The sequence below is a fragment of the Streptomyces sp. NEAU-sy36 genome (assembly GCF_013423905.1).
GTDB lineage: Bacteria > Actinomycetota > Actinomycetes > Streptomycetales > Streptomycetaceae > Streptomyces > Streptomyces misionensis.
Genome location: NZ_CP058977.1, coordinates 7,925,868 through 7,950,621, shown reverse-complemented (window position 1 = coordinate 7,950,621; position 24,754 = coordinate 7,925,868). Strand labels below are relative to the sequence as shown.

Sequence of the window (24,754 nt, the reverse complement as noted above, 5' to 3'; positions counted from 1 at the left end):
GAGATGTCGCATTGCGCGGCGGCAAGAGAGGCGTCAAACCGATGGCAAACGGGGCGACATTCCGGAGGCATCGGCACTAGCCTGAGTCTCATGACCACGCCAAACGCCACACTCCGGGCAGTCCGCCTCGGCCTGCTCATGAGCCAGGACGACTTCGCTCGCGCCATCAAGCAGGCAGGTGAGAAGGCCAACCGGCCCAACAACGCCAACAAGCGGCTCGTACAACGCTGGGAAGCCGGGACCACCGGCACACCCCAGCCGGTGTACGCGCGGGCCCTGGAAGCCGTCACGGGGCTCCCCATCGAATCCCTTGGGTTCTCCGGTGCCGTTCCCCTCGCTCGCGTCGCAGGAGACGGACGCGGCGGCCACGACGTCCAGCCGTCCCCCGAAGGCGTCGCCCCGCCCGCGGCCGGCCCCACCCCAGAGACCTCGCCTCGCGCCAACTACTCCGGCGTCTGGCTGTCGCGCTACGAGTACTACTCCAGCGGCCGAGGCCAGAACCTCGACGCCATGCACTACGTGGTGCTGCTCCAGCACGGCAACCGGCTCACCGCGCGATCCCTGCCCAACGGCTCCACCAACCCTGACTCACCGCTGACGATGGACCTCACCATCGACGGCAGCGTCGTCACCGGCACCTGGGTCGAGCAGACGGCCACCGACGGCTACTACCGCGGCGCCCGCTACCACGGCGCCATCCAGATGCTCGTGGAGCCGACCGGGACGCGCATGGTCGGCAAGTGGGTCGGGTTCGGCAAGGACATGGACACCAACACCGGACCGTGGGAACTCCGGCTCCAGGACGCCTCGACCGCGCAGGCGACCATCGCGAAGTACAACCGGCCGCCCGCGTAGCCGTACACATCCCGTACACGTTGCTCCGGGAACGTTCGTGAAGGCACGTGATCGCCAGTGAAGACAAAACAGCAGGTCATCGCCGCTTCGGCATCAACTCCCTGGTGGCGGAGGCGCCTTGAGAGACCTCGTAATGCGTAGGTCTCGGGTTCGAATCCCGAAAGCGGCTCAGAGGAAGGCCAGGTCACGTAGCCCGTGACCTGGCCTTTTGTGCTGTTCGGGGCATGGCGCGTTACGCGGCCGGGATGGCGCGCGGTGGCTTGCGTGAGCGATGCGTGAGCGGAGGGGCTCCGGCCCTTACTCGGCGGGCTTCTTCTGCTCGGCTTTCTTCTTGGCCTTGGCCCGGGATTTTGCCTTCGTCTTGGCCTTCTTGGCGGCCTCTTCGGTCTCGGTCTTCCGCTGGAGCGGGGCCAGTTTGGCGGTGGCAGCGTTCTTGCCGACCTGGGGCAGGACGCTCTGGTAAATGTTCCGCGTGATGCGGGTGTCGCCGTGCCCGAGGGTGTCGACACGACCTAGATTTCGACGTCGACGGCCAGCATGAGGGTGGCTGCGCCGTGGCGCAGATCGTGGAGCCGGATCGGCGGGAGGCGGAGGCCACGACGAGCCGTTAGGTCGGTCACCTTGCCGGAGCGGAGCCAGGAGCCGTCTTCCTGGGTGAAGACGTGGCCGGTCTCGACCCAGACCGAGCCCACTCCTCGCGGTCCGCGTCCTGCCGTTCGCGGTGCCGCTTGAGTACGTCGACGGTGCCGCCGTCGAGGGCGACGGCCCGGTAGCCACTGTCCTTGGGATCGGATGCCTCGACCTCCCAGCCGTCCTGCACGAGCTGTGAGGAGACGGTGAGGGAGTGGGTGTCGAGGTTCGTCTCCGACCACGGTCACCCTCGCATCGCTGCTGATGTGAGCGTGACATTCGACGACAACTCCTAGCCCGCCCGCGTCCTGATCACCCGCATCCAGCACACCAGCCGCAACCCCGCCCCCACCCCACCCCGCGCCGCAGCCGCCTGCCGCCGCTCGACCATGGCGCTCGCGCCCAGCGGGCACCAGGCCCGAAACTCTCAGCCCCCATGGCGCCCAGGACGACCGCCGATCGACGCCACCGCCAGCGCTGAACGGCCAGGGTCAGCAAGGCAGCAGTACCCATGCTGCCCCGCTACAAGCACCGGCGGCCGGTGATCGGGAGTGCTCCCCGCCACCGGCCACCCTCCGGCGACCTGCGCGATTCGCGGCCCGGGCTTCCGCCGATCCGCGGACCGGCGTGAAGCGGTCCCGTCATTCAATCCGCGATGCCGCCAGGACCGGACCCGGCATCGCCTCCTCCTCAACGACGCGAGCGATCTCCGGCCACGGAGCGAGCAACGTGCCGAAGAGAGACCAGTAGTCATAGACGGCGCGGACCATGGCGCTGACGCCCAGACGGGCAACGTCCGGATCGATGGCGCTGATGACGCGTCTCGTGATTCCACCGGCACCCCGAGCCGCCGGTGCGATCCCCGAGCCGAGGAGGAGCGTGGCGGTACGGATGGCGTCCAGCGTCAGTGGCGGCGCAACACGAGCGAAGTGACCGTAAATCAGGGAAGGCCAGCCCTCCCGGGTACGAGCCCAAGCAAGACGCTCCAGCCCGGTGCCGAGGTCAACGGCCAGACGGTGTGGGTGGGCGGTGTTCCACAGCAGGACTATGTCACCCAGCGTGAGGTCGAGGTGTCTGAATCGCAGTGTGATGCCTTCGACCTGCCGCCGACGCCATGGGGCGAGCGCGCCGTAGATGCTCAGGTGGCGGGCGTGGAAACCGAGTTGAGAAAGGATGTTGAGCCAGCCATCGAAGATGGCGCCGTATTCGTCCATGCTCTGTATGGGCTGGACTCGGGAGATGTTGACGAAGGAGGTCAGAAAGCCGTCCCTCAGCTCACCTGCGGCGTCCCGGTGACCTGTGAAGCGGACGACCGGCTGAGGAATGAATCCACTTCGATGGGTGCGGGGTTGGCCGTCTTTGAGGAGTGGGTCGAGCGCCTGGACGGCAGAGATGGTCAGCTCGGTCTCGCGCCCCCAGCGCAAGGGGAGGCAGGCGTCACGAGGGGCGCCGTCCCGCGCAAAGCCGAGCTCCAGGGAATCGAGTAGTTCTCGCCACGTGGGCGGTCTGCGCGGCGGTCGGTAGGGAGTTCCGCGATGCGGGTGAAGGATCTCAATGCGCGGGCCATCGACGGTGAACTCCCAGCGACGGCCTAACGCGGCGCGCAGTACGTCAGGTATCCGATGGGCCAGCTCGACTCCGACGGAGCCGGTCACGCGGGTCAGCACGGCCGGGTCGCCATAGCTTGGAAGTGGCGCGCCGGGTCGAAGCGCTGCATTCCTACGGCCTGGACACGGCGATGGTCGAGGCTTTCCGCCTGCTCGATGGCGTCGGCGAGCCTGTGCGCCGCGGTCTCGTCGTCCTCCTCCGGGTCGACGACGGCGACCGCGCCCGTCTCGTCGCACAGGGCGGCGTGAGCACACGTCCCTTCCCGCCAGGTCAGGGCGGCCATGGGAGTGCCGGCGCGAAGGGACTCTCCGAAGACGGCGGCGCCGGCTTCCACGTATGGCCGGGCGTGCGTGTAGACGAAGACGGATGCCTCGGCGAGGGCGGCGGTCTTGGCGGGGCCGCCGAGTTCACCGACCCACTCCACGTGGTCGGTGGTGAGGAGGCGCTCGTGGCGACGGACGTACGTCTCGTCGAAGACGGGGCCGACGATCCGGATGCTCCGGCCGAGGATCTGCGCGGCGCGGGCGGCGATGTGGGGCGCCTTGTCCTCGTCAATCCGGCCGAGCCAGACGAGATCGGTGCCGGCGACGGCCGACGGCTCCTCCTCGTTGAGGCCGAGGTGGACCGCGAGTTCGGGGATCGGCTGGTGCTCTGCGTACCGCTCCGTCATCTCGGGCGAGTAGCAGTAGAGCCGCGACCGCCGGCCGTCGAAGGCGGTGGAGCTGTGCTGGAAGACCGGCGAGTGCTGGAAGGTGGCCACGTCGCAGTCCAGCTCGCCCCAGGCACGAGTCCAGGCGGGAAGCGACGGGTACTCGTGGCCGACGACCAGGAGGTCGTACCGGCTATCGCGCAGCTCTCGCTCGGCGAGCGTTCCGGGGGTGAGGTCTTCCAGGCGAACCGGCTTGCGGGCCCAGTCGTGTTCCAGGTCCGTGAGCCAGCCCGGCCCGAGGAGGTGCACGTCGGCGCCTGCGGCCCGGGCGCCAACGGCGACCGCCCACAGCCATCGTTCGATTCCGCCGTACCCGGCGGGTGGAAAGGCGTAGCTACCTGGGAAGTCGCAGACGCCGACGAGCACGTTATGCCTCCGGTGTTCCGTCCGCCGAGATACGGCGGAAGCCGAGATACGGGAAGAGTGATTCGGGCAGGACGATCGAGCCGTCCTGCTGCTGGCACTGCTCGAGGAGCGCGGCCAGGGTGCGGCCGACGGGCAGGCCGGAGCCGTTGAGGGTGGCGACGAGCTTTGGCTTGCCGTCCACACCTCGGGTCCGGATGTTCGCCCGGCGGGCCTGGAAGGTACCGAAGTTGGAGACCGAGGAGATCTCGCGGTACGTGTTCTGGCTGGGGATCCAGACCTCGATGTCGTACGTGAGCTGGGCGGAGAAGCCCGTGTCTCCGGCGGGCAGCTTGATGACCCGGTAGGCGAGGCCGAGCTCCTTGAGGCACGCCTCGGCGTGGCCGACCATCTCCTCCAGCTCGGCGTCCGCTGTCTCCGGGTCGACGATCTTGACCATCTCGACCTTGGCGAACTGGTGCTGGCGGATCAGACCGCGGGTGTCCCGGCCGTACGAGCCGGCCTCCGAGCGGAAGCACGGGGTGTGGGCGGTCATGGCCACCGGCAGCTCGGCGGGCGGGATGATCTCGTCGGCGTAGAGGTTGGTCAGCGGAACCTCAGCCGTCGGGATGAGGAAGAGCTCGCGGTCGGCGACGCCGGTCTTGAACAGATCCTCCTCGAACTTCGGGAGCTGGCCGGTACCGGTCATGGTCTTGCGGCTGACCAGGTAGGGGACCGCGTACTCGGTGTACCCGTGGCGGCGGGTGTGGAGGTCGAGGAAGAGCGTGGCCAGCGCCCGCTCCAGGGCGGCGCCAGCGCCACGCGAGACCGCGAAGCGCGGCCCCGACAGCTTCGTCGCCCTGCCGAAGTCGAGGATGCCGGTGGCCTCGCCGAGATCGACGTGGTCCTTCGGCTCGAACGCGAAGGCGGGAGGAGTGCCGACGCGCCGGATCTCAATCGCGAACTCCTCGGAGTCGCCGTCGGGGGCCGAGTCGTCCGGCAGGTTCGGGATGCTCAGGAGCAGGTCGCGCAGCTGAGCCTCGATCTCGTCCTGGCCGGCCTCGATCTCGCGGATCTGGTCCTTCAACTCGCGGGCGCGCTCCTTGAGCTTGCTGATGTCGCCGCCCTGCTTGGCCGTCTGCTGGACCTCGCTCGCTACCCGCTTGGACTCTGCCCGCAGTTCGTCGGCCGAGCGGATGTTCTGGTTGCGCCGAGAGTGGAGGGACTCCAGCTCGGACAGGTCCAGGGTGTAACCGCGACGAGCGAGCCGACGAACCGCTTCGGCACCCATGTCGATCAGGGCGCGGGCATCATGCATGAGGAAGATCCTTCTGATCCTGCGAGTGGGACGGGGATACGGAATCGACGGTAGCAACCGCCGAGCCGTCCCCGTTCCGGAATTTCCTCCGGCCACCGATGCAGCTGGTGTGGTCCTGAACGCCAGTTTCAAGATCGTTCATCAGTGTTGTGATGAATTCGGGTAGCTCCACGTCGGCGATGGCGAAGGGTTCGACGTACGGCGCTTCCGGAAAAAACAGGGGCATGGCCTCGCCGGGAGCTTGGTCGCGGTGCCAACGGAGCACGGAGACCACCAGCCCGTGGGCCACCAGGACGCGAGGACCGGGATGCTCCAGGGCGGCGAGCACCCCGGTGAGCATCCTGTGGATGCCCTCGTGCTGCGACTCACTACCGCCCGGCGGGCGCTCGCCGGCGCCGTGCCCGTCGAGCCAGACGGCATATTTCAGGAACGAATTTCCCTCGTATTCTCCGTAGTCGAGCTCGTTCAACCGAGGATCGGTGATCAGTTTCGGCCGAGGGACTCCCATCAGGAGGTCGGCGGTCTGCTGCGCGCGGGGGAATTCGCTGGCCAGCCACGTCTTCATGCTGTGGAGGGGCATGCTGCTCGATCCCCTGTTCAGCGACCGGCGGCCTTCCTCGCTCAGGCGGATGGGCTTGGTCGGGTCGCCGTTGACGAGATGACGCCGGCTGTAGTTCGTCTGTCCGTGGCGGAGGACGTACGTCGTCATGATCGGTTCCTTGGGGTCGGCGCCGACAGCCACGCGAGGACGTCGGCCATCCTCGGCACGCGCGGATCACCGGTGTCGAGGTAGAAGAGCAGGCCGTCCAGGGCCAGGGCCCTGCACCACGGCGCCAGGACGGGCACGGGAATGCGGGAGATCCGGGCGGCGGCGGCCAGGCGGGCGCCCGTGCCGTGCCCGAGGTCGTAGTACACGGTCCAGAAGGCCCAGTCGAAGGCCGCGTCGCCCACCATCGGGAGGGGGTCGATCAGGCGGGGGTGGCCCAGCCAGTCGAAGAGGACGTTCTCTCGGTAGAGATCCGCGTGCAGGACGGTGGACCGAGCGGAGTCCTCTTCCAGAGTCACGAGGGCCGGGAGGGCCGCGTCGACGTGCTCCTGCCACGGGCCGACGCCGACCGATTCCAGCCGGCGCCGCACCCGGGCACGTACCTCCTGGTGGAGGTACGTGGTCAAGGAAGGCAGGCCCCGCGGCCGCCGACGACGGCGGCCGAAAGTGTGGAGGCCCTGGAGAGCGGCGGCCACGGCCGGAAGCTCGCGAGGGGGTCGCTCACCGCCACCAGGGATCCCTCCGATCATTTCCAGGCCCGCCACGGCCAGATCGTCCGCCGCCTCGACAACACCCACTGTCGGCCCACCCGCCCACAGGCGTAAGGCGGTGATTTCGTTGCGGAACCGGGTGGGATCGGCCCACGCCTTGAGAAGCAACGGACGTCCGTCGAGAGCTCCAGCCCTGACGACCACCGAGGCGTGTCCGGCGTCGTGGTAAGCCCCTAGCGTGAGCTTCCAGCGCTCCGCCGCGCGCTCCATCAGGGTGGGCACGGCGTCGAGCCAGTCGGAGACGCCCGGGCCATAGTGCGTGACCAGCCGCCGCCGGCACTCCTCGGAGACCTTGCCGAGCGTCCGTTTCTCCATCAGCTCAGCACGATCCCGTCGGAGACCAGTTCGTCGGTCAGCGCCGGGAACTCGTCCATGGCTTCCGCCACCAACGCCTGCACCTTGTCCACCTCGGCGTCCGGAGACGACAGGCGGACGAGGACGCGCCATGGCTGGTCGAGGCGCTGCCCGGTCGTGCTCACCAGATGGACCTCGGCGTGGCAGTCCGTCGCCTCGTGGAGTCGCTCGGCGAGGCGACGGGCGGCGATGTTGTAGAGCTTGCCCACGTGGTAGACGGGGTTCTTGCCGTTGGCGCCCTCCAGGTTCATCGGCCGCAGGGGCGTGATGAGGCCGTTGACGCGGTTGCCGCGGCCGACGACGCCCTCATCGCCGGACTCGATCGAGCTGCCGGTGTACGTGAGGTACAGCTCGTCCTTCTCCGGCACGTCGCGCGCGTTGAGCCGGAAGCGTGCCTGGGCACCGGGCAGCCGGAGGCCGGCCAGCCGGTGGCACTCGGCGAGGACGCTCTCGTTGTTCCGCGTGTACTCCGCGCGGCTGGCGACGAGCCGCGACTTCTGGGGGACGCAGAGGACGACGTCCGCCTGCTCGCCGTCCCAGTAGCCCATGAGCTTCACGTCTGAACCGCACCACGCTTGGGAGAGGGTGAAGGCGCTCTCCCCGGAGAAGTGGTCGACCAACTCGCGCACGAAGGACTCGAAGACGTTCTCCGGCGCCCAGCCCGTTCCCAGGGACGTGTCGTTGGACAGCCGCACCCGCCGCTCCCGCAGGTCCTCGATCGACCGCGGGTTGAACCACCGCGTCCGGTCGGGGGCCTCGTCTCCCGTGAGGACGGCGCCGGGGCTGGAGTTGCTGGTGATGTTGAAGGTGATGTCCAGGTGGTGCGAGACCTCGGGAAGCCGGCGGGCGAAGAACGCCCTCACCTCAGCCTCCACAATCTCCTCCACGGGGATCCGCTCGCCGCCGCACATGGGCGCGGCACGGCCATTGACCAGCACGCGGACCGGGGCGGTCATCCGGCCGGCTCCGTAGCGGACCTCGCTCGCGCCGCCGAGGAGGGCGAGCTTGTCGAAGTTGTGGTGCAGCACGGCGCCGAAGCGTTCGACGGTGTAGCGGCTGTACGCGCGGGAGAGCCGCTCGGCGAGGTGGTCGGCGAGGGTGTCGGGGTGGCCGAGGCCCTTGCGCTCGACGATGGTCGTGGCCGGAGGATGGGCCACTCCGGTGTCGATCACGAGATGGGTGTTGCCGAGGATCGTGCTCGTTCGGGACATCAGGATCCCTCGTTTCGGGTCGGAAGATGACGGAGCACTGCGAGGCGTGTCACCGAGGAACGCCTCGGGCGCGGAGAGACGAGATGGTCTGGGCGAGAAGCGCCCAAGTGGCGGTGGGACGGTTCGGTGCCGCGAGCTGACGGATGAGGCCAGGTGGGACCAGCGTGATGTCCTCCGGACGGCGCCGGTCGAGCCAGAGGAGCAGGCGCCAGGCCAGTACCGAACCGCTCAGAACGAGTCGGCGAACGACGTCCTCTGGCAGCCGCCGGTAAGGCAGCTCCCCGTAGATCAGGTCGCGGGCCAGGTGGAACGCGACATCGGCGTGATCGGCGACAGCAGGGCCGCGCCCGCTCGCCTCCCAGTCGACGACGTGCAGCCGGTCTCCGTCGATCAGGAGGTGCTCGGGCTTGAGGTCCCCGTGCAGACGGACGACAGGATGGGAGTCGATCGGCGCGAGGAGCTCCGCCAGATCCGCCCACCACGGCAGCAGACGGCACCGTGGAGACATCTGCCGGAGCAGGAACCCTCGGTGCGTGAACGCATCCCTGTGGTGGGGCACCCAACCCGAACCGGGAGCGAGACCAGGAGCCGACAGGTGCAGTTGTTCGGACAGGGCCAGGATCCGGTCGAGATACTCCCGGACCGCGGGGAGGGTCTCAATCGTGCATGGGCGTCCGGGCAGCATCTGGAACACGGTCCAGGCAGAGTCGCTCTCGGTGCCGGTGCGCAGGACCGTCGGCACTAACAGCCCCTGGCGACCGCCGCCCCGGATCGCTTCCACCTCGCGACGGCGCCGCCCCGCCGGATCGATACCGACGTAGACCTTGAGCAATGACCGGCCGTCCACTGCCTGGAAGACCCGGGAGTACGGCTTGACCGACTTCCGGCGGAAGGGACCGTGCCGGGACTCGATTGCTCGCAGCACCACCGGGGGGCTCAGCACCTGGTCACCTCCAGCCGTCGATTCCGCATGGGAAGCGCTGTCGGAGGAGGTGGCCCACCACCGCGGCGCTGAGGCAAGTAAGCCGGAGACACGGCCAACGGTCAGTGGACAGGGTTAACGGATTGCGCCGTTAACTGTTAACTCCCCACGTGAGAAAGGGCCTTGGCTCATCATTAAGCGGGGCACTGCGACGGACATCGGGGGAACGATGGGGGCGAACAGCAGACTCCAGCAGGCCAGGCTGGACAGGGGCTGGACGCAGGGCGAGCTGATCGACGCGTTGATGGCGGCGGCCCGGCGCCTAGGAGCGCAGTCACCGACATCGACGAGCTGGAAGACGCTTATCTCGATGTACGAGAACGGCCGGCGCCCCGTGAGTCCGGACCACCGACCCCTCTTCCGTGAGGTGTACGAGGCGACGGACGAGGAGCTCGGCTTCGCGTCCACCACCACGAGCACCGCCACCACACAGAGCGTGCTGCTGCCAACACCGACGGCCGCGGTGAGCCGCACGCCAATGCCGGTGAACCCGGAGATGCTGGGCTATCTCACTTCCGTGCTCCAGCAGCACACACAGGCCGAACCCTTCGTCGGCCCGCAGTTCCTCCTGGCCCCGGCGGGCAGCCAGATGCCCCTCATCGAGCAGATGTGCCGCGAGGCTTACGGTCCGCTGCGACAGGAGGTCCTGCGCGTGGGAGCCCGGTACGCGGAGTTCCTCGGCTGGCTTCACCAGGACACCGGCCGCATCGACGACGCCATGCGCTGGACCAGGCTGGCGATGGAGTACGCCCAAGAGCTGGGCGATCCGATGGTGATCGCGTACATGCTCCAGCGCCGCAGCAACATCGCCACGGAAGCGGGCCACGCCGGCCACGGCGCCGGCCTCGCTCTCGCTGCCCGCCGGTACGCCTCCGAGCTCTCGCCTCGCGTCCACGCCGTCGTTCTCCGCCAGCTCGCGAACAGCAAGGCGAGCCTCGGAGAGGCGGTCGAGTCCGAGCGGGCCATCGAGCAGGCACTCGCCGCGGCAGACAGAGGCGACGATGACGACCTGGCCTTCTACTGCACGGTCTCGTACATCGAGATGGAGGCGGCCAACTGCCAGGTACGCCTGGAGCATCCCGAGCAAGCCGTCGTGACGTACGAGAAGAGCCTGCGGCACTGGCCTGCCGTGCAGGAGCGGGACCGAGGGCTCTGTCTCGCCCGGCTCGCCACGGCCCACGCGATCCTGGAAGACGTCGAAGGCGCCCATCGGGCCGCAGAACAGGCCCTTGGCATCGCCCACCGGACGGGCTCCGCACGGATCCTCGGCGAGTTGTACCGGCTTCAGCCGCGTCTTGCGCGCTGGCGCAAACTGGTGGAAGTGTCGGAGCTCAACAGGGAGTTGGACCTGACGAAGCAGGTCGCCCCCTAGTCGACCCAGGGAGAGCCGTGAACTTGCTGCCGACTGCCACGAGCACCGATGTCCAGGAGCTGCAGCCCCGCGTCGCCGTGCTCCCAGTTGGCTCCTTCGAGCAGCACGGCAAGTACCTTCCATTGGTCACCGACACGGCGATCGCATGCGTCATCGCCCACGAGATCGCCGCCGCCTACCCCGTCCACCTCCTCCCGCCCATCACCGCCTCGTGCAGCCACGAACACGCGGCCTTCCCCGGCACCGTCAGCATCAGCGCCAGAACCTTGTACGCCGTGATCGACGACATCCGCACCTCGCTCGCCCGCTCGGGCATCCACAAGCTGGTGATCGTCAACGGCCATGGCGGGAACTACGTCCTGTCGAACGTGGTCCAGGAAGCCAACGTCGACGGCCCGGTGGTCTCCCTCTTCCCCCTCGGCCTCGACTGGGACCGTGCCCGCGAGTACGGCGGCCTGGAGTCGGACAGGCACGCGGACATGCACGCCGGCGAGATCGAGACGTCGATCCTGCTCCACGCCGCTCCCGAGCTCGTCCGCGAGGGCTACGACGACGCGGACCACGACAGCTGGCAGCGGCCCTTCCTCCTGGTCCAGGGAATGACCGAGTACACACGGTCAGGAGTGATCGGCTTCCCCTCGCTCGCCACCGCAGAGAAGGGGAAGGCCGTCCTGGAAAGCCTGCGATCGAGCTTCTCGGCGCACTTCGATGTGCTCTGCCGACTGAGCTGACCCGGGAGCCACGGGGCACGCCCCCTGCAACATGGTCGCGCGCGGGGAGCAGGGCTGGCCCGTTCGGTCGCGAAGATGCTCGGGCAGCAGAATGCGGCAACATCACCATGCGTTACGTGCCGCGCGGTGTCAGCACGATCCTGCCGAAGACCTCGCCCGCGTCCATCCTCCGGTGGGCCAGTGCGGCTTCGTCCAGCGGCAGCACCTCGTGCACCACCGCTTCGATCTCGCCACGAGCGGCCGCGGCGAACAGCTCGGCGCGTACGGCGCTCAGGTCGGCCGGGGGGACGGTGGCCGCGCTGAAAGCGGCGAAGGACAGCGACTTCCGGAATGCCGCCATGATCTTCGTGCCGAAGTCCGCTGGTGGCTGGCCCGCGACGGCGCCCACGGCCACCATGCGGCCGTTCGCGTTGAGCCTGTCGAAGAAGGACGGCATGTCCGCGCCGGCCACGGCATCGATGACCACGTCGTAGCCCGCGGGAGCCCCGTCCTCACCGTCGCCGGAGCGGTCCAGCACATGGGTCGCACCGAAGCGGCGCAGCCGCTCGCCACGCTCGGCCGCCGACGTCGTGACCGCCACCGCGGCGGCACCGCCGCGAGCCGCGAGCTGCACCGCCATGATCCCGATGCTGCCCGCCGCGCCACGCACCAGGACGGTCTCCCCGGGAGTGAAACGGGCGTGGCGCAGCCCGAAGTGCGCCACCGCGCCGGAACTGCCGAGCGTCACCGCGGCAGTGGCGGACAGGCCCTCGGGCAGGGGAAGAACCTGTTCGACCGGTGCGACGGCCTGTTCGACGTAGCCTCCGCCGGTGCCGGTGAAGCCCCAGACCCGCAGGCCGAGCCACGACGCGTCGACGCCGTCGCCGACCGCGGTCACCGTGCCCGCGACCTCGCCACCCGGGATGTGGCCCGCCTTGAAGCCGTGGGCGGCCAGGGCCCCGCTTCGGATCACGGTGTCGACACCGCCGACGCCCACCGCCTCGGTGGTTATCAGTACCTCCCCGGCGGCCGGCACCGGTACGGGCAGGTCGACGACGGCCAGGCCGTCGGGGCTTCCGAACGTCCGGATCGAGATTGCCTTCACTGTGGTCTCCACGTTCTCGGCCCGCCTGAGCGCGAGCGCTTCCGCGTCCCGGAACGTAACCGGACGCCCCCGTCCGTTTGGCTAAAGTGAGAGTGGTGACCGCCCCTTTGCCTCGGATGCCGCGCTCCGACGCGCGGGACAACCGCGAGCGCATCCTCGGCGCGGCCCGAGCGCTGTTCTCCGCCGACGGCCTGGACGTGCCGATGAGGGAGGTCGCACGGCGTGCCGGGGTGGGCCCCGCCACCTTGTACCGGCACTTCCCGACCAAGCGGACACTGGTCGCCGAGGCCTTCGCGGACCAACTGCACGCTTGCCGCGCCATCGTCGACGAGGGGTGCGCCGATCCCGATCCATGGCGTGGCCTGTGCCTGGTGATCGAGAGGATCTGTGAGCTGCACGCACGCGACCGGGGCTTCACCGAAGCCTTCCTGTCGGCCCACCCGGGGGTCGAGGAACTCGCCGAGGGCCGCGAGTACACGGTGAAAGCAGTCACCAAACTGGCTCGGCGGGCCAAGGAGGCCGGGCGCCTGCGGTCCGACTTCGTCCTGGACGACCTGATCCTCGTCCTCATGGCCAACAAGGGGATCCACGCCGCGTCGCCCGCCGTCCAGGTCGCGGCCTCCCGGCGCTTCGCGGGGCTGGTGATCCAGGCGTTCGAAGCCTGCCCCCGACACGCGCCACTTCCGCCGGCGGCCCGACTGGCATCCGCGGGCCCCGCGGTGGCCGGGACCGGCTCCACCGACTGACCCGTGGGATCCGGACGAAAGGCCGTCACCGGCCCGGCGGTTCGGCGCCGACGGCATCGTGATCGCACCCGCGTCGCCCGCACGGAAGCTGTCCGATGCATTGACAGTGTGCGATCAAAGTAGGTTCATTGTGGGAGCGCTCCCACGTTTCCGTCGGCACCTCCCACTCCGTCTCGGAGGCAACCATGCGCACTCTCGTCACGCGATTACGGCACCGACCCTGGGCCTTGGCCGCACTGGCGGCCTTCTCGGCCGTCGGGCTGCTGCTGTCCGCCTTCGTCGCTGCGCCGCCCAGCAGCGCCGCGGACTCCGGCTGCCGGGTCGACTACACCGTCAACCAGTGGTCCGGCGGCTACACCGCCGCGATCAAGGTCACCAACCTCGGCCCGGCGATCACCGGTTGGCGTCTGACCTGGACGTACGGCGGCGACCAGAAGGTGACCTCGGCCTGGAACGCCACCGTCTCCCAGAGCGGCAAGGCCGTCACCGCCACGGACGCCGGGTGGAACGGCAGCCTGGCGACGGGCGGTTCCGCCGACTTCGGTGTCCAGGGGACCTACCAGTCCGCCGACCCCACGCCGACCGACTTCGCGGTCAACGGGGTGGCCTGCGGCGGCACCACGACGCCGACCGACCCCGGCACCCCGCCCACGACGCCTCCGACCACCCCGCCCCCGACGGACCCGCCGACCGGCGGTGACTGCGGCACTGCCGTGCTCTGCACCGGGTTCGAGGACCAGAGCGGTGCCACGCCCTCCGGCGCCTGGCAGTTCGCCGCGCCCGACTGCCAGGGCAGCGGCACGGTCACCGTCGACACCTCGGTCGCGCACAGCGGCGGCAAGTCGATACGGGTGGACGGCAAGGCCGGTTACTGCAACCACGCCTTCGTCGCCACGACGGCCGACCTGTCGTCGGTGGGCCCCATGTACCTCCGCATGTGGGTACGGCACACCACCGCGCTCCCCGCCGGGCATGTCGCCTTCGTGTCCATGCCCGACAGTTCCCAGGGCGGCAAAGCGCTGCGCATCGGCGGCCAGAACGGGGCCCTCCAGTGGAACCGGGAGATCGACGACGCCACCCTGCCCGCGCAGAGCCCGGCCGGTGTGGCGCAGAGCAGGCCGCTGCCGACCGGCAGCTGGCAGTGCCTGCGCTTCATGATCAACACGTCGAACGGCAACCTCGACACCTGGCTGGGCGACCAGCAGGTGCCCGGCCTGCACCAGGACGGTGTCCCCACCGCGGACATCGACCAGCAGTGGCTGTCCCGCACCACCGCACCGCGCCCCACCAGTCTGCGTCTCGGCTGGGAGAGTTACGGCGGCGGTGACGACACCCTCTGGTTCGACGACGTGGCCGTGGGCTCCTCGCCGATCGCCTGCTGACAACCGGCGGGCACCGGCACCCGTGCCGTCCGCAGCGTCCCCGCCGGGACCCGGCGGGCGGCACGGTGCCCCCGCACGGCGGCCGCGAGGTCGTCCGTCCGCGCCGGGGCGATCTCCTTCCGCCCCTTGGACGGGAGCGTTCCGTTCGTAGAATGCGGCCATGACGGAACCCCCTCTCAAGTGGGGCATCCTCGGCACAGGGTGGATCGCTCAGCGGTTCACCGAGGATCTCCTCCTTCTCCCCGGCCACACCGTTTCCGCCGTCGGCTCCCGTGTCCCGGAGACCGCGGAAACGTTCGCTCGGCAGTACGGCGTCGAGCGGGCATGGGGCTCGTACGAGCAACTCGTCGCCGACGACGAGGTCGACGTGGTCTATGTGGCGACGCCCCACACCTTCCACTTCGCCCACGCCGGCCTCGCCCTCGAAGCGGGCCGGCCGGTCCTGGTGGAGAAACCCTTCACCGCGAACGCCACCGACGCCCGGAGCCTGATCGAACTCGCCCGGGACCGAGGTCTGTTCGCCATGGAGGCGATGTGGACCCGGTTCAATCCGCTGATCGTCAGGCTGCGGGAGCTGGTGGCGGACGGGGCGATCGGTGACGTCACCTCCGTCTACGCCGACTTCGGGACCAACGCGCCGTACGACCCGGCGCACCGCCTGTGGTCTCCCGAACTCGGTGGCGGCGCCCTGCTCGACCTCGGCGTCTATCCGCTGTACTTCGCCTGGATGCTGCTCGGCGCGCCGGAGACGGTCCAGGCGACCGCCGCCACCGCCCCGACCGGTGTCGACGCCAACACCGGAATCGTGCTGGGGTACGCCTCCGGAGCCGTCGCGGTGCTGCACTGCTCCCTGACGTCCGACTCGCCGTGCACCGCGGTGGTGAACGGGACCAAGGGCCGCATCGAGGTGCCCTCGCCGTTCTACTCGCCGCACACCCTGGTGCTGCGGCGCGAGGGCGCCGAGCCGGAGACCTTCCACCTCGACGTGCTCGGCAACGGCTACGGCTACCAGGCGCAGGAGGTCGCCCGCCGCCTGCGGGCGGGCGAGACGGAGTCGCCGGTGATGCCGCTCGACGAGACGCTCGCCATCCACGGCAACCTCGACACGATCCTCGCCCGCATCGAGCGGCAGGCGGCGCTGCCGAGCCGCACGCCCGTGTGAGACGGGCGGCGGGGCGGGGCGCGGAGCCCGGAGGGCGGCGCGCCCCGGTTGCGAGGACACGATCCGGTGCGCAGCGGTCGGTGGCCTGAGGGGGGCGGTGCGCACCGGCCGCCGGTCGAAGGCGACTTGGGGCGCGTGGGCCGGTGGGTGAAGGCGACGCGGTGCGGACCAGGCGGTGGTGGGCGAACCCGCGGACCTCAGGCAACATCTTGGTGAACGAGGAGCGGCGCGCGGCCGGAGCGCGCCGCCACCGGCCGGATGGAGTGAGGAAAGTGGCGGAGCCGAGGATCGCCGTCGCCGTGGTGACCATGGGCAACCGGCCCGCCGAGGTCGACGCCCTGCTGGAGTCCGTGGCCAAGCAGGATCTCGCGCCCGCCCGGATCGTGATCGTGGGCAACGGCTGCCGGCTGCCCGAGTTCGCCCGGCGGCTGTCGCTGCCCGGCGAGGTCACCGCCATCGACGTGGACGAGAACCTGGGCTGCCCGGGCGGCCGCAACGTGGCCCTCGCCCGGCTGCGGGAGTTCGGTGACGTCGACGTCGTCGTGGAACTGGACGACGACGGCCTGCTCGTCGACGCCGACGTACTGCGGCGGGTGCGCGACCTGTACGCCGCCGATCCGCGGCTCGGCATCGTCGGCTTCCGCATCGCCGACGAGCACGGCGAGACGCAGCAGCGGCACGTGCCGAGGGTCGGCAACTCCGATCCGATGCGCGGCGGTTACGTCACCGGGTTCCTGGGCGGCGGCCACGCGCTGAGCATGGCGATGCTGGCGGAGACCGGGGACTGGCCGGCCGAGTTCTTCTTCGCGCACGAGGAGACCGATCTCGCCTGGCGGGCCGTCGACGCCGGCTGGAAGATCCGGTACTCGCCCGAACTGCTGCTCCAGCACCCCAAGACCTCCCCGGCCCGGCACGCCATCTACTACCGGGTCAACGCCCGCAACCGCGTCTGGCTCGTGCGGCGCAGGCTGCCGCTGCCGCTGATCCCGGTGCACCTGGCGGTCTGGACCCTGCTCACCCTCGCCCGCACCCGCTCCGCGGCCGGGCTCAAGGCCTGGCTCGGCGGCTTCGTGGAGGGTCTGCGCAGGCCGGCGGGCGAGCGCCGCCCGATGCGCTGGCGGACGGTGTGGCGGCTGACGCGGCTGGGGCGTCCGCCGGTGATCTGAGGGGAGCGGTGGCAGCGGCCGCGGACCGGAGTGGTCAGTGGTCGCCGGTGGCCGGAGCGGGGGCCGTGGACCCGGTGCGGATGGTGACCGGTCGGCCGATGCCCGCCGACGCCCGGGCCCGCCGGGACGCGCCCGGACCACGAATGGCCCACCGAGCTGGAAAAACGGGACGGACCCCGGTCGTTCACCTCCGCCGACCGGGGCCATGCTCGTCCCCGGATCCGGCCTGCGGCGACACTCCCCCGAGTTACGCGACTGACGCGCGCGCCGTAGGGCCGGTTCCGATGGAATGATCACATCAAGCTTCGCCAACAGATCGCTAACATGTGGCCAACGGTTCGCCGGAAGCGTGCGTACCGGTTGGCCGGAAGTCGTCGGGCGGGACCGGCGACAGAGGAGTGAGCAGGGCGTCGGCGAGCCGCACGGTGGCCGTTGACCAGGCCACGTGTGAAGGGGCGGCGCCGTGCGGCCGTCCGCGGAAGGTGGCGTGAAGTCGTTGCGTACGGGGCGGAATGCCGCCAGGGTGCGGCGGGCGCGCGTCCGCCGTGGAGCATGGTCGGCCCGGACCGCGCGGGAAGGCAGTGGAGCGGCGTGAAGCGGCTGCGCGAGCTGCGGTTCGGACTGCTGGGTCCGCCGGTCCTCTACGACCGCCCGCCGTACGACACCCCCGGCGATCCGGGGTCGTACGAGGTCACCGAGGGCGCCGTCCGGCCCATCGGCAGCCCCAAGATGCGCGCGCTGCTCGCGGCGCTGCTGCTGGAGCCCGGCCGGGTCGTGTCGGTCGAGTCGCTGACGGAGGCCCTGTGGGGCGGGGCGCCGCCCGCCTCCGCGCGGGCCTCGCTGCACAACCATGTCACCCGGCTGCGCCGGCTCCTGGACGACGCCGATCGGCTCCGGTCCGTACCGCCGGGCTACCTGCTCCGCGTCGAGCAGGGCGAACTGGACGTGCACGTGTTCGACGCGCTGGTCGCCGAGGCACGCGCCGCGCACGCCCGGCGCGACTGGCCGGAGGCCGCCCGCGCCTGCGCGACCGCGCTCGTGCTGTGGCGCGGGACCCCGCTCGGCGGGCTGCCCGCCGACCTCGGCGGCCACGCCCTCGTGCCGCGCCTGGAGGAGGCGCGGCTGCTTCTCCTGGAGTGGCGGTACGACGCCCAACTCGCCGCCGGCGCGGGACGGTCCGCCGCACTCGTGCCCGAGCTGGCGGCGCTCGTCGCCGAGTATCCGCTGCGCGAGGCGTTCCACCGCCAGCTGATGCTGGCCCTGCACCGCACCGGCCGTCAGGCCGAGGCCCTCGCCGTCCACCGCGATCTGCGCGCCCGCCTGATCGAGGAACTCGGCGTCGAACCCGGCCCGGCGGTCCGCGAGGTCCACGTCGAGGTGCTGCGGGGGAGCGGGGAGCCGGTCGAGGAGGGGGCGTGGCCCGGGACGGGGACGCAGCCCCGGCGTCCGGCGGAGGGAGCCGGGCCGGCGGAGGAGCGGGCGTCGGACCGCACGGCTTTCGCGGGCCCCCGTGAGGGCGGCCGCGGAGGCGGGCCCGCCGAAGGCGCCGAGGACGACCCGAGCGCGCCGTCGCCCTCGTGCAGCACCCGGCTTCCGCCGCCTCCGGCGCAGCTGCCGCCGCCCCCGGCCCACTTCACCGGCCGGGCCATCGTACGCCGTGCGCTGCGGCGCGCGCTGACCGAGCCGTCCGAACCGGCCGCGCCGGGGCCCGCCGTCGCCGTCGTCTCGGGCATGGCGGGCATCGGCAAGAGCGCGCTCGCTTTGTGCGTCGCACATGAGCTGAGGGAACGTTTCGTCGACGGTCAGCTCTACGTCAACCTGCACGGCGCCACCCCTGGCATGCCCCCGCTCGGCTCGGCGCAGGCGCTCGCCGCACTCCTGCGGGACCTGGGCGTGGAGCCCCGCAACGTGCCCGAACACCAGGATGCCGCCGCCGCGTTGCTGCGCTCCCTGCTCGCCCCGTCCCGGGTCCTGCTGGTGCTGGACGACGCGGCGAACGCCGCCCAGGTGCGGCCGCTGCTCCCGGCCGGCCCCGGCTGCGCGGTGATCGTCACCAGCCGCTCGCCGCTGGCCGCCCTCGACGGCGCCCGGCGCTTCCCCCTCACCCCGCTGACCGGCGAGGACAGCGCGGCCCTGCTGCGCGCGGTGAGCGGTCGCGCGGGCCTGGACGCCGGTCATGCCCTGGTCGCGTTGACCGGCGGGCTGCCGCTGGCCCTGCGCGTGGTCGCGGCCCGGCTCGCCGCCCGGCGGGCGCTCACCCCGGAGGCGCTCGCCGGTCAACTGGCGGCGCGCGGTGGCAGGTTGAGGCATCTGGAGTACGACGATCTCAGCGTCCGGCGCTCGCTGGCCGTCGCGCTCGACGCCCTCGCCGCCGCCGAGCGGGAGGCCGACCGGGACGCGGCCCTCGTGCTGCGCGGCATCGGCGCGCTCGACCTGCCCACCTACGGCGCGGCGCTCGTCGCCCGCCTCACCGGCACCGACGAGCGCCGCGCGGAGGCCGCGCTGGACCGCCTGGTCGACGTCGCCCTCCTGGAGGAGACGGCGTACGGCCGCTACACCCCCCACGACCTGGTCCGCGAGTTCGCCCGCGAACTGGCCGAACGTGCCGGGGAGTCCGCCACGACCACCACCCGGCCCGCGTCACCCACCACCCCCGGCGACGACACCCCGCGGACCCTCCCACCCCCGGCCCCGGCGCCCACCCACCCCGGCGAGGACCCGCGGACGACACCCACCGGTCCGGCCGAAGGCAGTGCCGCGGCACCCGCCCACCCAACCGGCCTCCCGCTCCCGGCGACCTCTCACCCGGCCGATCCCGCACCGGCGGCGAACCCTCACCGGGCCGCCCCTCCGCCCCCCGCACCCCCCACCCCCTCCGACCCCCCACCCCCCGACCTCGTCGCCCTCCGCTGGTACGCCGCCGTTGCCGAGCTGGTGCTCACCGCCATCGTGGAGCCCGGGCCGGACCTGGACGACCGGCGGCGGCCGACCGCGGTGCAGCCCGCGGAGCACGCCCTGGACGTGGCCGCGCTGCCGTCGTTCGAGTCGGCCGAGCAGGCCTTCGCCTGGGGCGAGACCGAGCTGGAGAACGTCGTCGCGCTGGTGGCGCGCAACGCCGACTCGGCCGATCCGCGCACGTCGGCCCACCTCTCGGTGCTGGCCCGGCTGCTGTTCCCGTATGTGCAGCGCAGCGGGCGGGTCACCGAGATGGAGGTGCTCGGGCGGGCCGCGCTCACCACGGCGCGGCGGCTCGGGGACGCGGCGGCCGAGGCGTACGCGCTCGGCGACCTCGCGGGCCTGCACTTCCTGACCGGCCGGCACAACGACGCCCTCGACCTGAACGACCGCTGCCTGGAGATCTGGCGGCGACTCGGCGTGCCCAGCCGCATTCGCCGCTGTCTGAACAACCGGGGGCTGCTGCTGGAGGGGCTCGGCCGGTACGCGGAGTCGGAGGAGGCGCTGCGGCAGAGCCTCGCCTGTTCGCGGCTGCTGAACGACCCCGTCGGCGAGGCCGTCACCCACAGCCATCTCGGCAACCTCTACGAACACACCGATCCGCGCGCCGCCATGAAGCAGCACCGGCGCTCGCTGGCGATCGGGGACCGGATCGGCTCCGTCATCGTGCGGCACTCGGCGCACTGCAACATCGGTTACGCCCATCTCACCCTCGGTGAACCGGCCGCCGCCGCCCGGCACTTCGAGGAAAGCCTGCGCATCCTCGGCGGCCACGGCGACTGGCACGGCGAGTCCCAGACGCGGCTCGGCCTGGTCCGGGCGCTGCGACAGCTGGGGGAGGACGAGCGGGCGTACCGGGAGTGCGGAGAGCTGCTGCGCCGCGCCGACGCCCGCGCCGACCGCTACATGGGCGGTCTGGCCCGCCACCAGCAGGGTCTGCTGCTGAGCGCACAGGGCCGGCGGGCGGGGGCCCGGGAGGCCTGGCGCGCCGCCCTCGCCGCGCTGACCGGTACCGACGAACAGGCGGTGGTGGCCGAACTGCGCGAGCTGCTGGACGGGTGAACAGGGCGGGGGACACGGTTACTTGGCGTCCGCATAGCACTCCACCACCGCCGTCGTGAACGGGAACCGCACCGGTGTCTCGCCGAACGTCAGCCGGCCGGCGAGGGCGGCCGCGTCGCGGATGGCGGCCACGACGGTGTCGGCCTCCTCCGCGGGGCAGTGCACGATCACCTCGTCGTGCTGGAAGAAGACCAGCTCGGCCCGGAGGCCCGCGCAGGCCTGACGCAGCGCGGCGAGCAGCAGCAGGGCCCAGTCGGCGGCGCTGCCCTGCACCACGAAGTTGCGCGCGAACCGGCCCCGCGCGCGGGAGTTGGCCGAGGCGTACCCCGGAGCCCAGGCGGACTGGCCGTCGGTCTGCGCCTCCCCTTCGTCCTCCGCGGCCTCGATGGGGATGCCCGCCTCCTCCGCCGCGTCCTCGCCCGTGCCCACGGCCGGCGGGCAGGTGCGGCCCAGCCAGGTGCGCACCAGCCGGCCCTCCTCGCCCGCCCGCGCCGCCTCGTCCACATAGGCGACGGCCTTCGGGAAGCGGCGGCGCAGCGCCGCGAGGTTCTTCAGACCGTCACCGGACGTCTGGCCGTAGACCGCGCCGAGCACGGCCAGCTTGGCCTGGTCGCGGTCGCCGGAGAAGGCCCGGTCGGAGACGGCCTGGTAGAGGTCGCTCTCGCGGCCCGCGACCTCCATCAGGCCCGGGTCGCGGGAGATCGCGGCCAGCACCCGTGGCTCCATCTGGTCGGCGTCGGCCACCACCAGGCGCCAGCCGGGGTCGGCGACCACCGCCCGCCGGATCACCTTGGGGATCTGCAGGGCGCCGCCGCCATGGGTCACCCAGCGCCCGGTCACCGTGCCCCCGGCCTGGAACTCCGGGCGGAAGCGGCCCTCGCGCACCCAGTCCTGGAGCCAGGACCAGCCGTGGGCCACCCAGATGCGGTACAGCTTCTTGTACTCCAGCAGCGGGGCGACGGCCGGGTGGTCGACGGACTGGATCTCCCAGCGGCGGGTGGACTTCACCTTGATCCCGGCCTGCGCGAACGCCTTGATCACATCGGCCGGCAGATCGGGACGGACCCGGCGGCCGAACGCGGCCGAGACCTCGTCCGCCAGCTCGGCGAGGCGGCGCGGCTCGCCCCCGCCCGCGTACCGCTCGCCGAGCAGGTCGCGCAGCAGCCGGCGGTGGACCTCGGCGCTCCAGGGCAGCCCGGCGTGGTTCATCTCGGCGGCCACCAGCGTGCCGGCCGATTCGGCGGCGGTCAGCAGCCGCATCCTGCCGGGGTGTGCCGCCATCTCGTGCCGTCGCTGCTGGTCGGCGTAGACGGCGAGGAGAAGGGGCAGGGGCAGCTGGGTGCCGGTGGGTTCGAACAGCGGGGACTGCGCGCCCGGTGCGGCCGCCCGCTGCGGCGGATCGGGCGGTACGGGGCCGCCCCGGAGGCGGGCCAGGGCCGCGGCGGCCGAGCGCGGCTCGCCGTACCGCCCCGCGTGGCCCAGCAGGAGCGTCTCGGCGACCTCGATGTCGTAGCACCGGTCCACTCGCACCCCCGTGGCGAGCAGACGCGGATAGACGTCGGCGGTCGACCGCCACACCCAGCGCGTCACCTCCGGGCGGCTCCGCACCGCCCCGGCGAGATCGCTCTCCCGCCGCACCGGGCCGGCGGGCAGCCCGTCCGGGCCGAGGGGGGCGACGTCCACGCCACCGTCCTCGGCCGGTGCGAGCGCCCACCGGTCGGTCATGTCCGCGAGTGTGGCAGGCACCACTGACAATCGCCGTGACCTGCGGTTTCAGTCCTCGGCAGGGGTTTCGGGGCGCTGTTCGAGCAGCAGTGCCAGCACCTTCGCCACGTACGCCTCCGTCGCGGGCTTGGTGACACCGAGCCCGCTGAGGACGCCCTCGCCGTTCTCGTGCTCCAGCAGGGCCAGCAGCAGGTGCTCGGTGCCGATGTAGTTGTGCCCGAGCCTGAGGGCCTCGCGGAAGGTCAGCTCCAGGACCTTCTTGGCCTCGGGGCCGTAGGGGACCAGGTCGGGGACGTTCTCGGCGGCGGGCGGCAGCGCGGCGGCCGCGGCCTGCCGTACGGCGTCCAGCGGGACGTCCTGCGCGGTGATCGCCTTCGCCGCCAGGCCCTCCGGCTCGGCCAGCAGCCCGAGGAGCAGGTGCTCGGGGCGGCCCTCCGGGTTGCGGGCGGCCAGCGCCTCGTTGTGCGCGGCCATGACCACGTTGCGGGCGCGCGGGGTGTAGCGGTTGAAGCCCTGGCTCGGGTCGAGGTCGGCGGACTCCTTCGGCACGAACCGCTTCTGCGCCGCCTGCCGGGTCACGCCCATGCTCTTGCCGATCTCCGTCCAGGACGCGCCCGAGCGGCGGGCCTGGTCCACGAAGTGCCCGATCAGGTGGTCGGCCACGTCACCGAGGTGATCGGCCGCGATCACCGCGTCCTGCAACTGGTCGAGGGGTTCGGGATGGACCTTCTTGATGGCCTCGATGAGGTCGTCGAGGCGTACGGAAGCCGTGATGTTCGGGTTGGTCGCCATGTGTCAACCGTAGGTTGCACCCCCAGGTGTGTCAACCGATGGTTGACAGTCACCGGGCGGATGGCCGGAAGAGTTGTCCACAGGCTGTGGATCGCGCTCGCCGCGCTGTCGGCGGGGCGTGGCACGATCGGCGATGTGACCAGTACCGCCAGCACCGTCGAGCGGGCCTTCGCGGCCGCGCTCTACGACGACACCGACACCGGCCTCGACACGGGCGCCTCCCTGCTCGCCGCGGACCCCGCCGCGGACACCGAACTCGCCCGGCGCGGCGAGGAGTTCGTGGCGTCCGCGTGGCGCCGCGGCTGGGCGCCCGCCGATGTCATACGCCTGGTGCGGCGCGAACTGGAGCAGCCGCACGTCCACCTGGCCGCCGCCCTGATCCGGGCCCAGTCCGGCCGGGACCGGCCGCGCGGGCGCCGCTGGGCCGCCCAGCTCGAAGAGCTTCCCGACGGCCCCGCGCGCGGAGCCGACCGCTTCTCCCACGCCACCGCCGTCCTGGAGCTGTACCGCCTGCTGCTGCGCCTGCCCGCCCTGGAGCCCCTGGAGGAGGAGACCCGACGACCCCGCGATCCGGCCGCATCCCGGCACCTCGGCCGCATCCGCGCGCTGCTCGCCAAGGCCGAGGCGACCGGCTACCCGGAGGAGGCGGAGGCGCTGACCGCCAAGGCGCAGGAACTGATGGCCCGGCACAGCGTCGACGAGGCGCTGCTCGCCGCCGCGGCGCCCACGCCGGACGCGCCCGGAGCCTGCCGGATCGGCGTCGAGCCGCCGTACGAGCAGGCCAAGGCCGTCCTGCTGGACGCCGTGGCCACCGCCAACCACTGCCGTGCGGTGTGGAACGAACCGCTCTGCTTCTCCACCGTCGTCGGTTTCGAGGCCGACCTGGAGGCCGTCGAGCTGCTCTACACCTCGCTGCTGGTGCAGGCCACGCACGCGATGGCCAAGGCCGAGGCCGGTCAGCGCGCCGCCGGACGCAAGCGCACCAAGACCTTCCGGCAGTCGTTCCTCGCCGCCTACGCACACCGGGTCGGCGACCGGCTCACGGCCGCCGCGGAGAGCCAGGTCACCCGGGACCTGCTGCCGGTGCTGGCCACCCGTGAGGCGGCCGTCACCGGTCGCCTTGAGCACATGTTCCCGCAGACCACGACCACCCGGCTGCGCGGAGTGAGCGACGCGGCCGGGTGGACGGAGGGCACGGCGGCCGCCGACCGCGCCCAGGTCAGGGCGCGGCCACGGCTGGAGTGAGGCTTC

General features: G+C 71.5%; 19 protein-coding genes, 1 tRNA gene and 1 pseudogene. 10 read left to right on the top strand and 11 right to left on the bottom strand.

What is annotated here, in order from left to right; translation table 11 throughout:
- The first annotated feature begins 90 nt into the window (after positions 1 to 90).
- Positions 91 to 855 (top strand): XRE family transcriptional regulator, encoded by a 765-nt coding sequence (locus HZZ00_RS34930; protein WP_180330045.1) that lies wholly within the window; start codon positions 91 to 93, stop codon positions 853 to 855.
- Between the two features lie 81 nt (positions 856 to 936).
- A tRNA-OTHER gene (locus HZZ00_RS34925) sits at positions 937 to 1,024 on the top strand.
- A gap of 128 nt (positions 1,025 to 1,152) precedes the next feature.
- On the opposite strand, the pseudogene HZZ00_RS38930 reads toward HZZ00_RS34925, so the two are convergent.
- The 8 genes and pseudogenes from HZZ00_RS38930 to HZZ00_RS34890 form a co-directional block, all read right to left on the bottom strand.
- Positions 1,153 to 1,729 (bottom strand): annotated as a pseudogene (locus HZZ00_RS38930) (site-specific integrase); the annotation flags it as partial.
- Positions 1,730 to 2,126: 397 nt separating this feature from the next.
- The gene (locus HZZ00_RS34920; RefSeq protein WP_180330044.1) at positions 2,127 to 3,152 is read right to left on the bottom strand and encodes a hypothetical protein; all 1,026 of its coding nucleotides are present in this window, start codon (positions 3,150 to 3,152) and stop codon (positions 2,127 to 2,129) included.
- On the bottom strand, positions 3,146 to 4,168 hold the full coding sequence (locus HZZ00_RS34915) for a glycosyltransferase (protein ID WP_180330043.1): 1,023 nt from the start codon (positions 4,166 to 4,168) through the stop codon (positions 3,146 to 3,148). The genes HZZ00_RS34920 and HZZ00_RS34915 overlap by 7 nt, the downstream gene beginning before the upstream one ends.
- A gap of 1 nt (position 4,169) precedes the next feature.
- Positions 4,170 to 5,462, bottom strand: coding sequence for a serine--tRNA ligase (gene serS, locus HZZ00_RS34910; RefSeq protein ID WP_180330042.1), 1,293 nt, complete (start codon positions 5,460 to 5,462; stop codon positions 4,170 to 4,172).
- Positions 5,455 to 6,171 (bottom strand): histidine phosphatase family protein, encoded by a 717-nt coding sequence (locus tag HZZ00_RS34905; protein ID WP_180330041.1) that lies wholly within the window; start codon positions 6,169 to 6,171, stop codon positions 5,455 to 5,457. Before HZZ00_RS34905 ends, serS begins: the two co-directional genes overlap by 8 nt.
- Complete coding sequence (locus tag HZZ00_RS34900) at positions 6,168 to 6,989, bottom strand: aminoglycoside phosphotransferase family protein (RefSeq protein WP_257586035.1); 822 nt, start codon at positions 6,987 to 6,989, stop codon at positions 6,168 to 6,170. Before HZZ00_RS34900 ends, HZZ00_RS34905 begins: the two co-directional genes overlap by 4 nt.
- 104 nt (positions 6,990 to 7,093) lie before the next feature.
- Positions 7,094 to 8,344: a methionine adenosyltransferase gene (locus HZZ00_RS34895; protein ID WP_180330039.1), complete on the bottom strand. Its 1,251-nt coding sequence runs from the start codon at positions 8,342 to 8,344 to the stop codon at positions 7,094 to 7,096.
- Positions 8,345 to 8,393: 49 nt separating this feature from the next.
- Positions 8,394 to 9,287 (bottom strand): phosphotransferase family protein, encoded by an 894-nt coding sequence (locus tag HZZ00_RS34890; RefSeq protein ID WP_180330038.1) that lies wholly within the window; start codon positions 9,285 to 9,287, stop codon positions 8,394 to 8,396.
- Between the two features lie 208 nt (positions 9,288 to 9,495).
- Here HZZ00_RS34890 and HZZ00_RS34885 point away from each other — a divergent pair, with 208 nt between their 5' ends.
- A complete protein-coding gene (locus HZZ00_RS34885) occupies positions 9,496 to 10,698 on the top strand; it encodes a helix-turn-helix domain-containing protein (RefSeq protein WP_180330037.1) in 1,203 nt (400 codons plus the stop codon).
- 26 nt (positions 10,699 to 10,724) lie between these two features.
- Complete coding sequence (locus HZZ00_RS34880) at positions 10,725 to 11,429, top strand: creatininase family protein (RefSeq protein ID WP_374028576.1); 705 nt, start codon at positions 10,725 to 10,727, stop codon at positions 11,427 to 11,429.
- Positions 11,430 to 11,541: 112 nt separating this feature from the next.
- Here the strand turns inward: HZZ00_RS34880 and HZZ00_RS34875 are convergent, their stop codons facing one another.
- The gene (locus HZZ00_RS34875; RefSeq protein ID WP_180330035.1) at positions 11,542 to 12,513 is read right to left on the bottom strand and encodes a zinc-binding dehydrogenase; all 972 of its coding nucleotides are present in this window, start codon (positions 12,511 to 12,513) and stop codon (positions 11,542 to 11,544) included.
- 116 nt (positions 12,514 to 12,629) lie between these two features.
- Between HZZ00_RS34875 and HZZ00_RS34870 the strand changes: the two genes are divergently transcribed.
- The 5 genes from HZZ00_RS34870 (at position 12,630) to HZZ00_RS34850 (ending at position 20,986) form a co-directional block, all read left to right on the top strand.
- Positions 12,630 to 13,259, top strand: a complete 630-nt coding sequence (locus tag HZZ00_RS34870; RefSeq protein ID WP_180333833.1) for a TetR/AcrR family transcriptional regulator — start codon at positions 12,630 to 12,632, stop codon at positions 13,257 to 13,259.
- A 185-nt stretch (positions 13,260 to 13,444) separates the two neighbouring features.
- Positions 13,445 to 14,641 (top strand): cellulose-binding domain-containing protein, encoded by a 1,197-nt coding sequence (locus HZZ00_RS34865; RefSeq protein ID WP_180330034.1) that lies wholly within the window; start codon positions 13,445 to 13,447, stop codon positions 14,639 to 14,641.
- Between the two features lie 160 nt (positions 14,642 to 14,801).
- Positions 14,802 to 15,803, top strand: a complete 1,002-nt coding sequence (locus HZZ00_RS34860) for a Gfo/Idh/MocA family protein (RefSeq protein ID WP_180330033.1) — start codon at positions 14,802 to 14,804, stop codon at positions 15,801 to 15,803.
- A gap of 272 nt (positions 15,804 to 16,075) precedes the next feature.
- Positions 16,076 to 16,969: a glycosyltransferase family 2 protein gene (locus tag HZZ00_RS34855; protein WP_180330032.1), complete on the top strand. Its 894-nt coding sequence runs from the start codon at positions 16,076 to 16,078 to the stop codon at positions 16,967 to 16,969.
- A gap of 552 nt (positions 16,970 to 17,521) precedes the next feature.
- Positions 17,522 to 20,986: a BTAD domain-containing putative transcriptional regulator gene (locus HZZ00_RS34850; RefSeq protein WP_180330031.1), complete on the top strand. Its 3,465-nt coding sequence runs from the start codon at positions 17,522 to 17,524 to the stop codon at positions 20,984 to 20,986.
- A gap of 18 nt (positions 20,987 to 21,004) precedes the next feature.
- Here the strand turns inward: HZZ00_RS34850 and HZZ00_RS34845 are convergent, their stop codons facing one another.
- Both HZZ00_RS34845 and HZZ00_RS34840 read right to left on the bottom strand, forming a co-directional pair.
- Complete coding sequence (locus tag HZZ00_RS34845) at positions 21,005 to 22,711, bottom strand: bifunctional 3'-5' exonuclease/DNA polymerase (protein ID WP_180330030.1); 1,707 nt, start codon at positions 22,709 to 22,711, stop codon at positions 21,005 to 21,007.
- 48 nt (positions 22,712 to 22,759) lie between these two features.
- Positions 22,760 to 23,503, bottom strand: coding sequence for a Clp protease N-terminal domain-containing protein (locus HZZ00_RS34840; RefSeq protein WP_180330029.1), 744 nt, complete (start codon positions 23,501 to 23,503; stop codon positions 22,760 to 22,762).
- 60 nt (positions 23,504 to 23,563) lie between these two features.
- Between HZZ00_RS34840 and HZZ00_RS34835 the strand changes: the two genes are divergently transcribed.
- Positions 23,564 to 24,748 (top strand): DUF2786 domain-containing protein, encoded by a 1,185-nt coding sequence (locus HZZ00_RS34835; protein ID WP_180330028.1) that lies wholly within the window; start codon positions 23,564 to 23,566, stop codon positions 24,746 to 24,748.
- Positions 24,749 to 24,754: the final 6 nt, after the last annotated feature.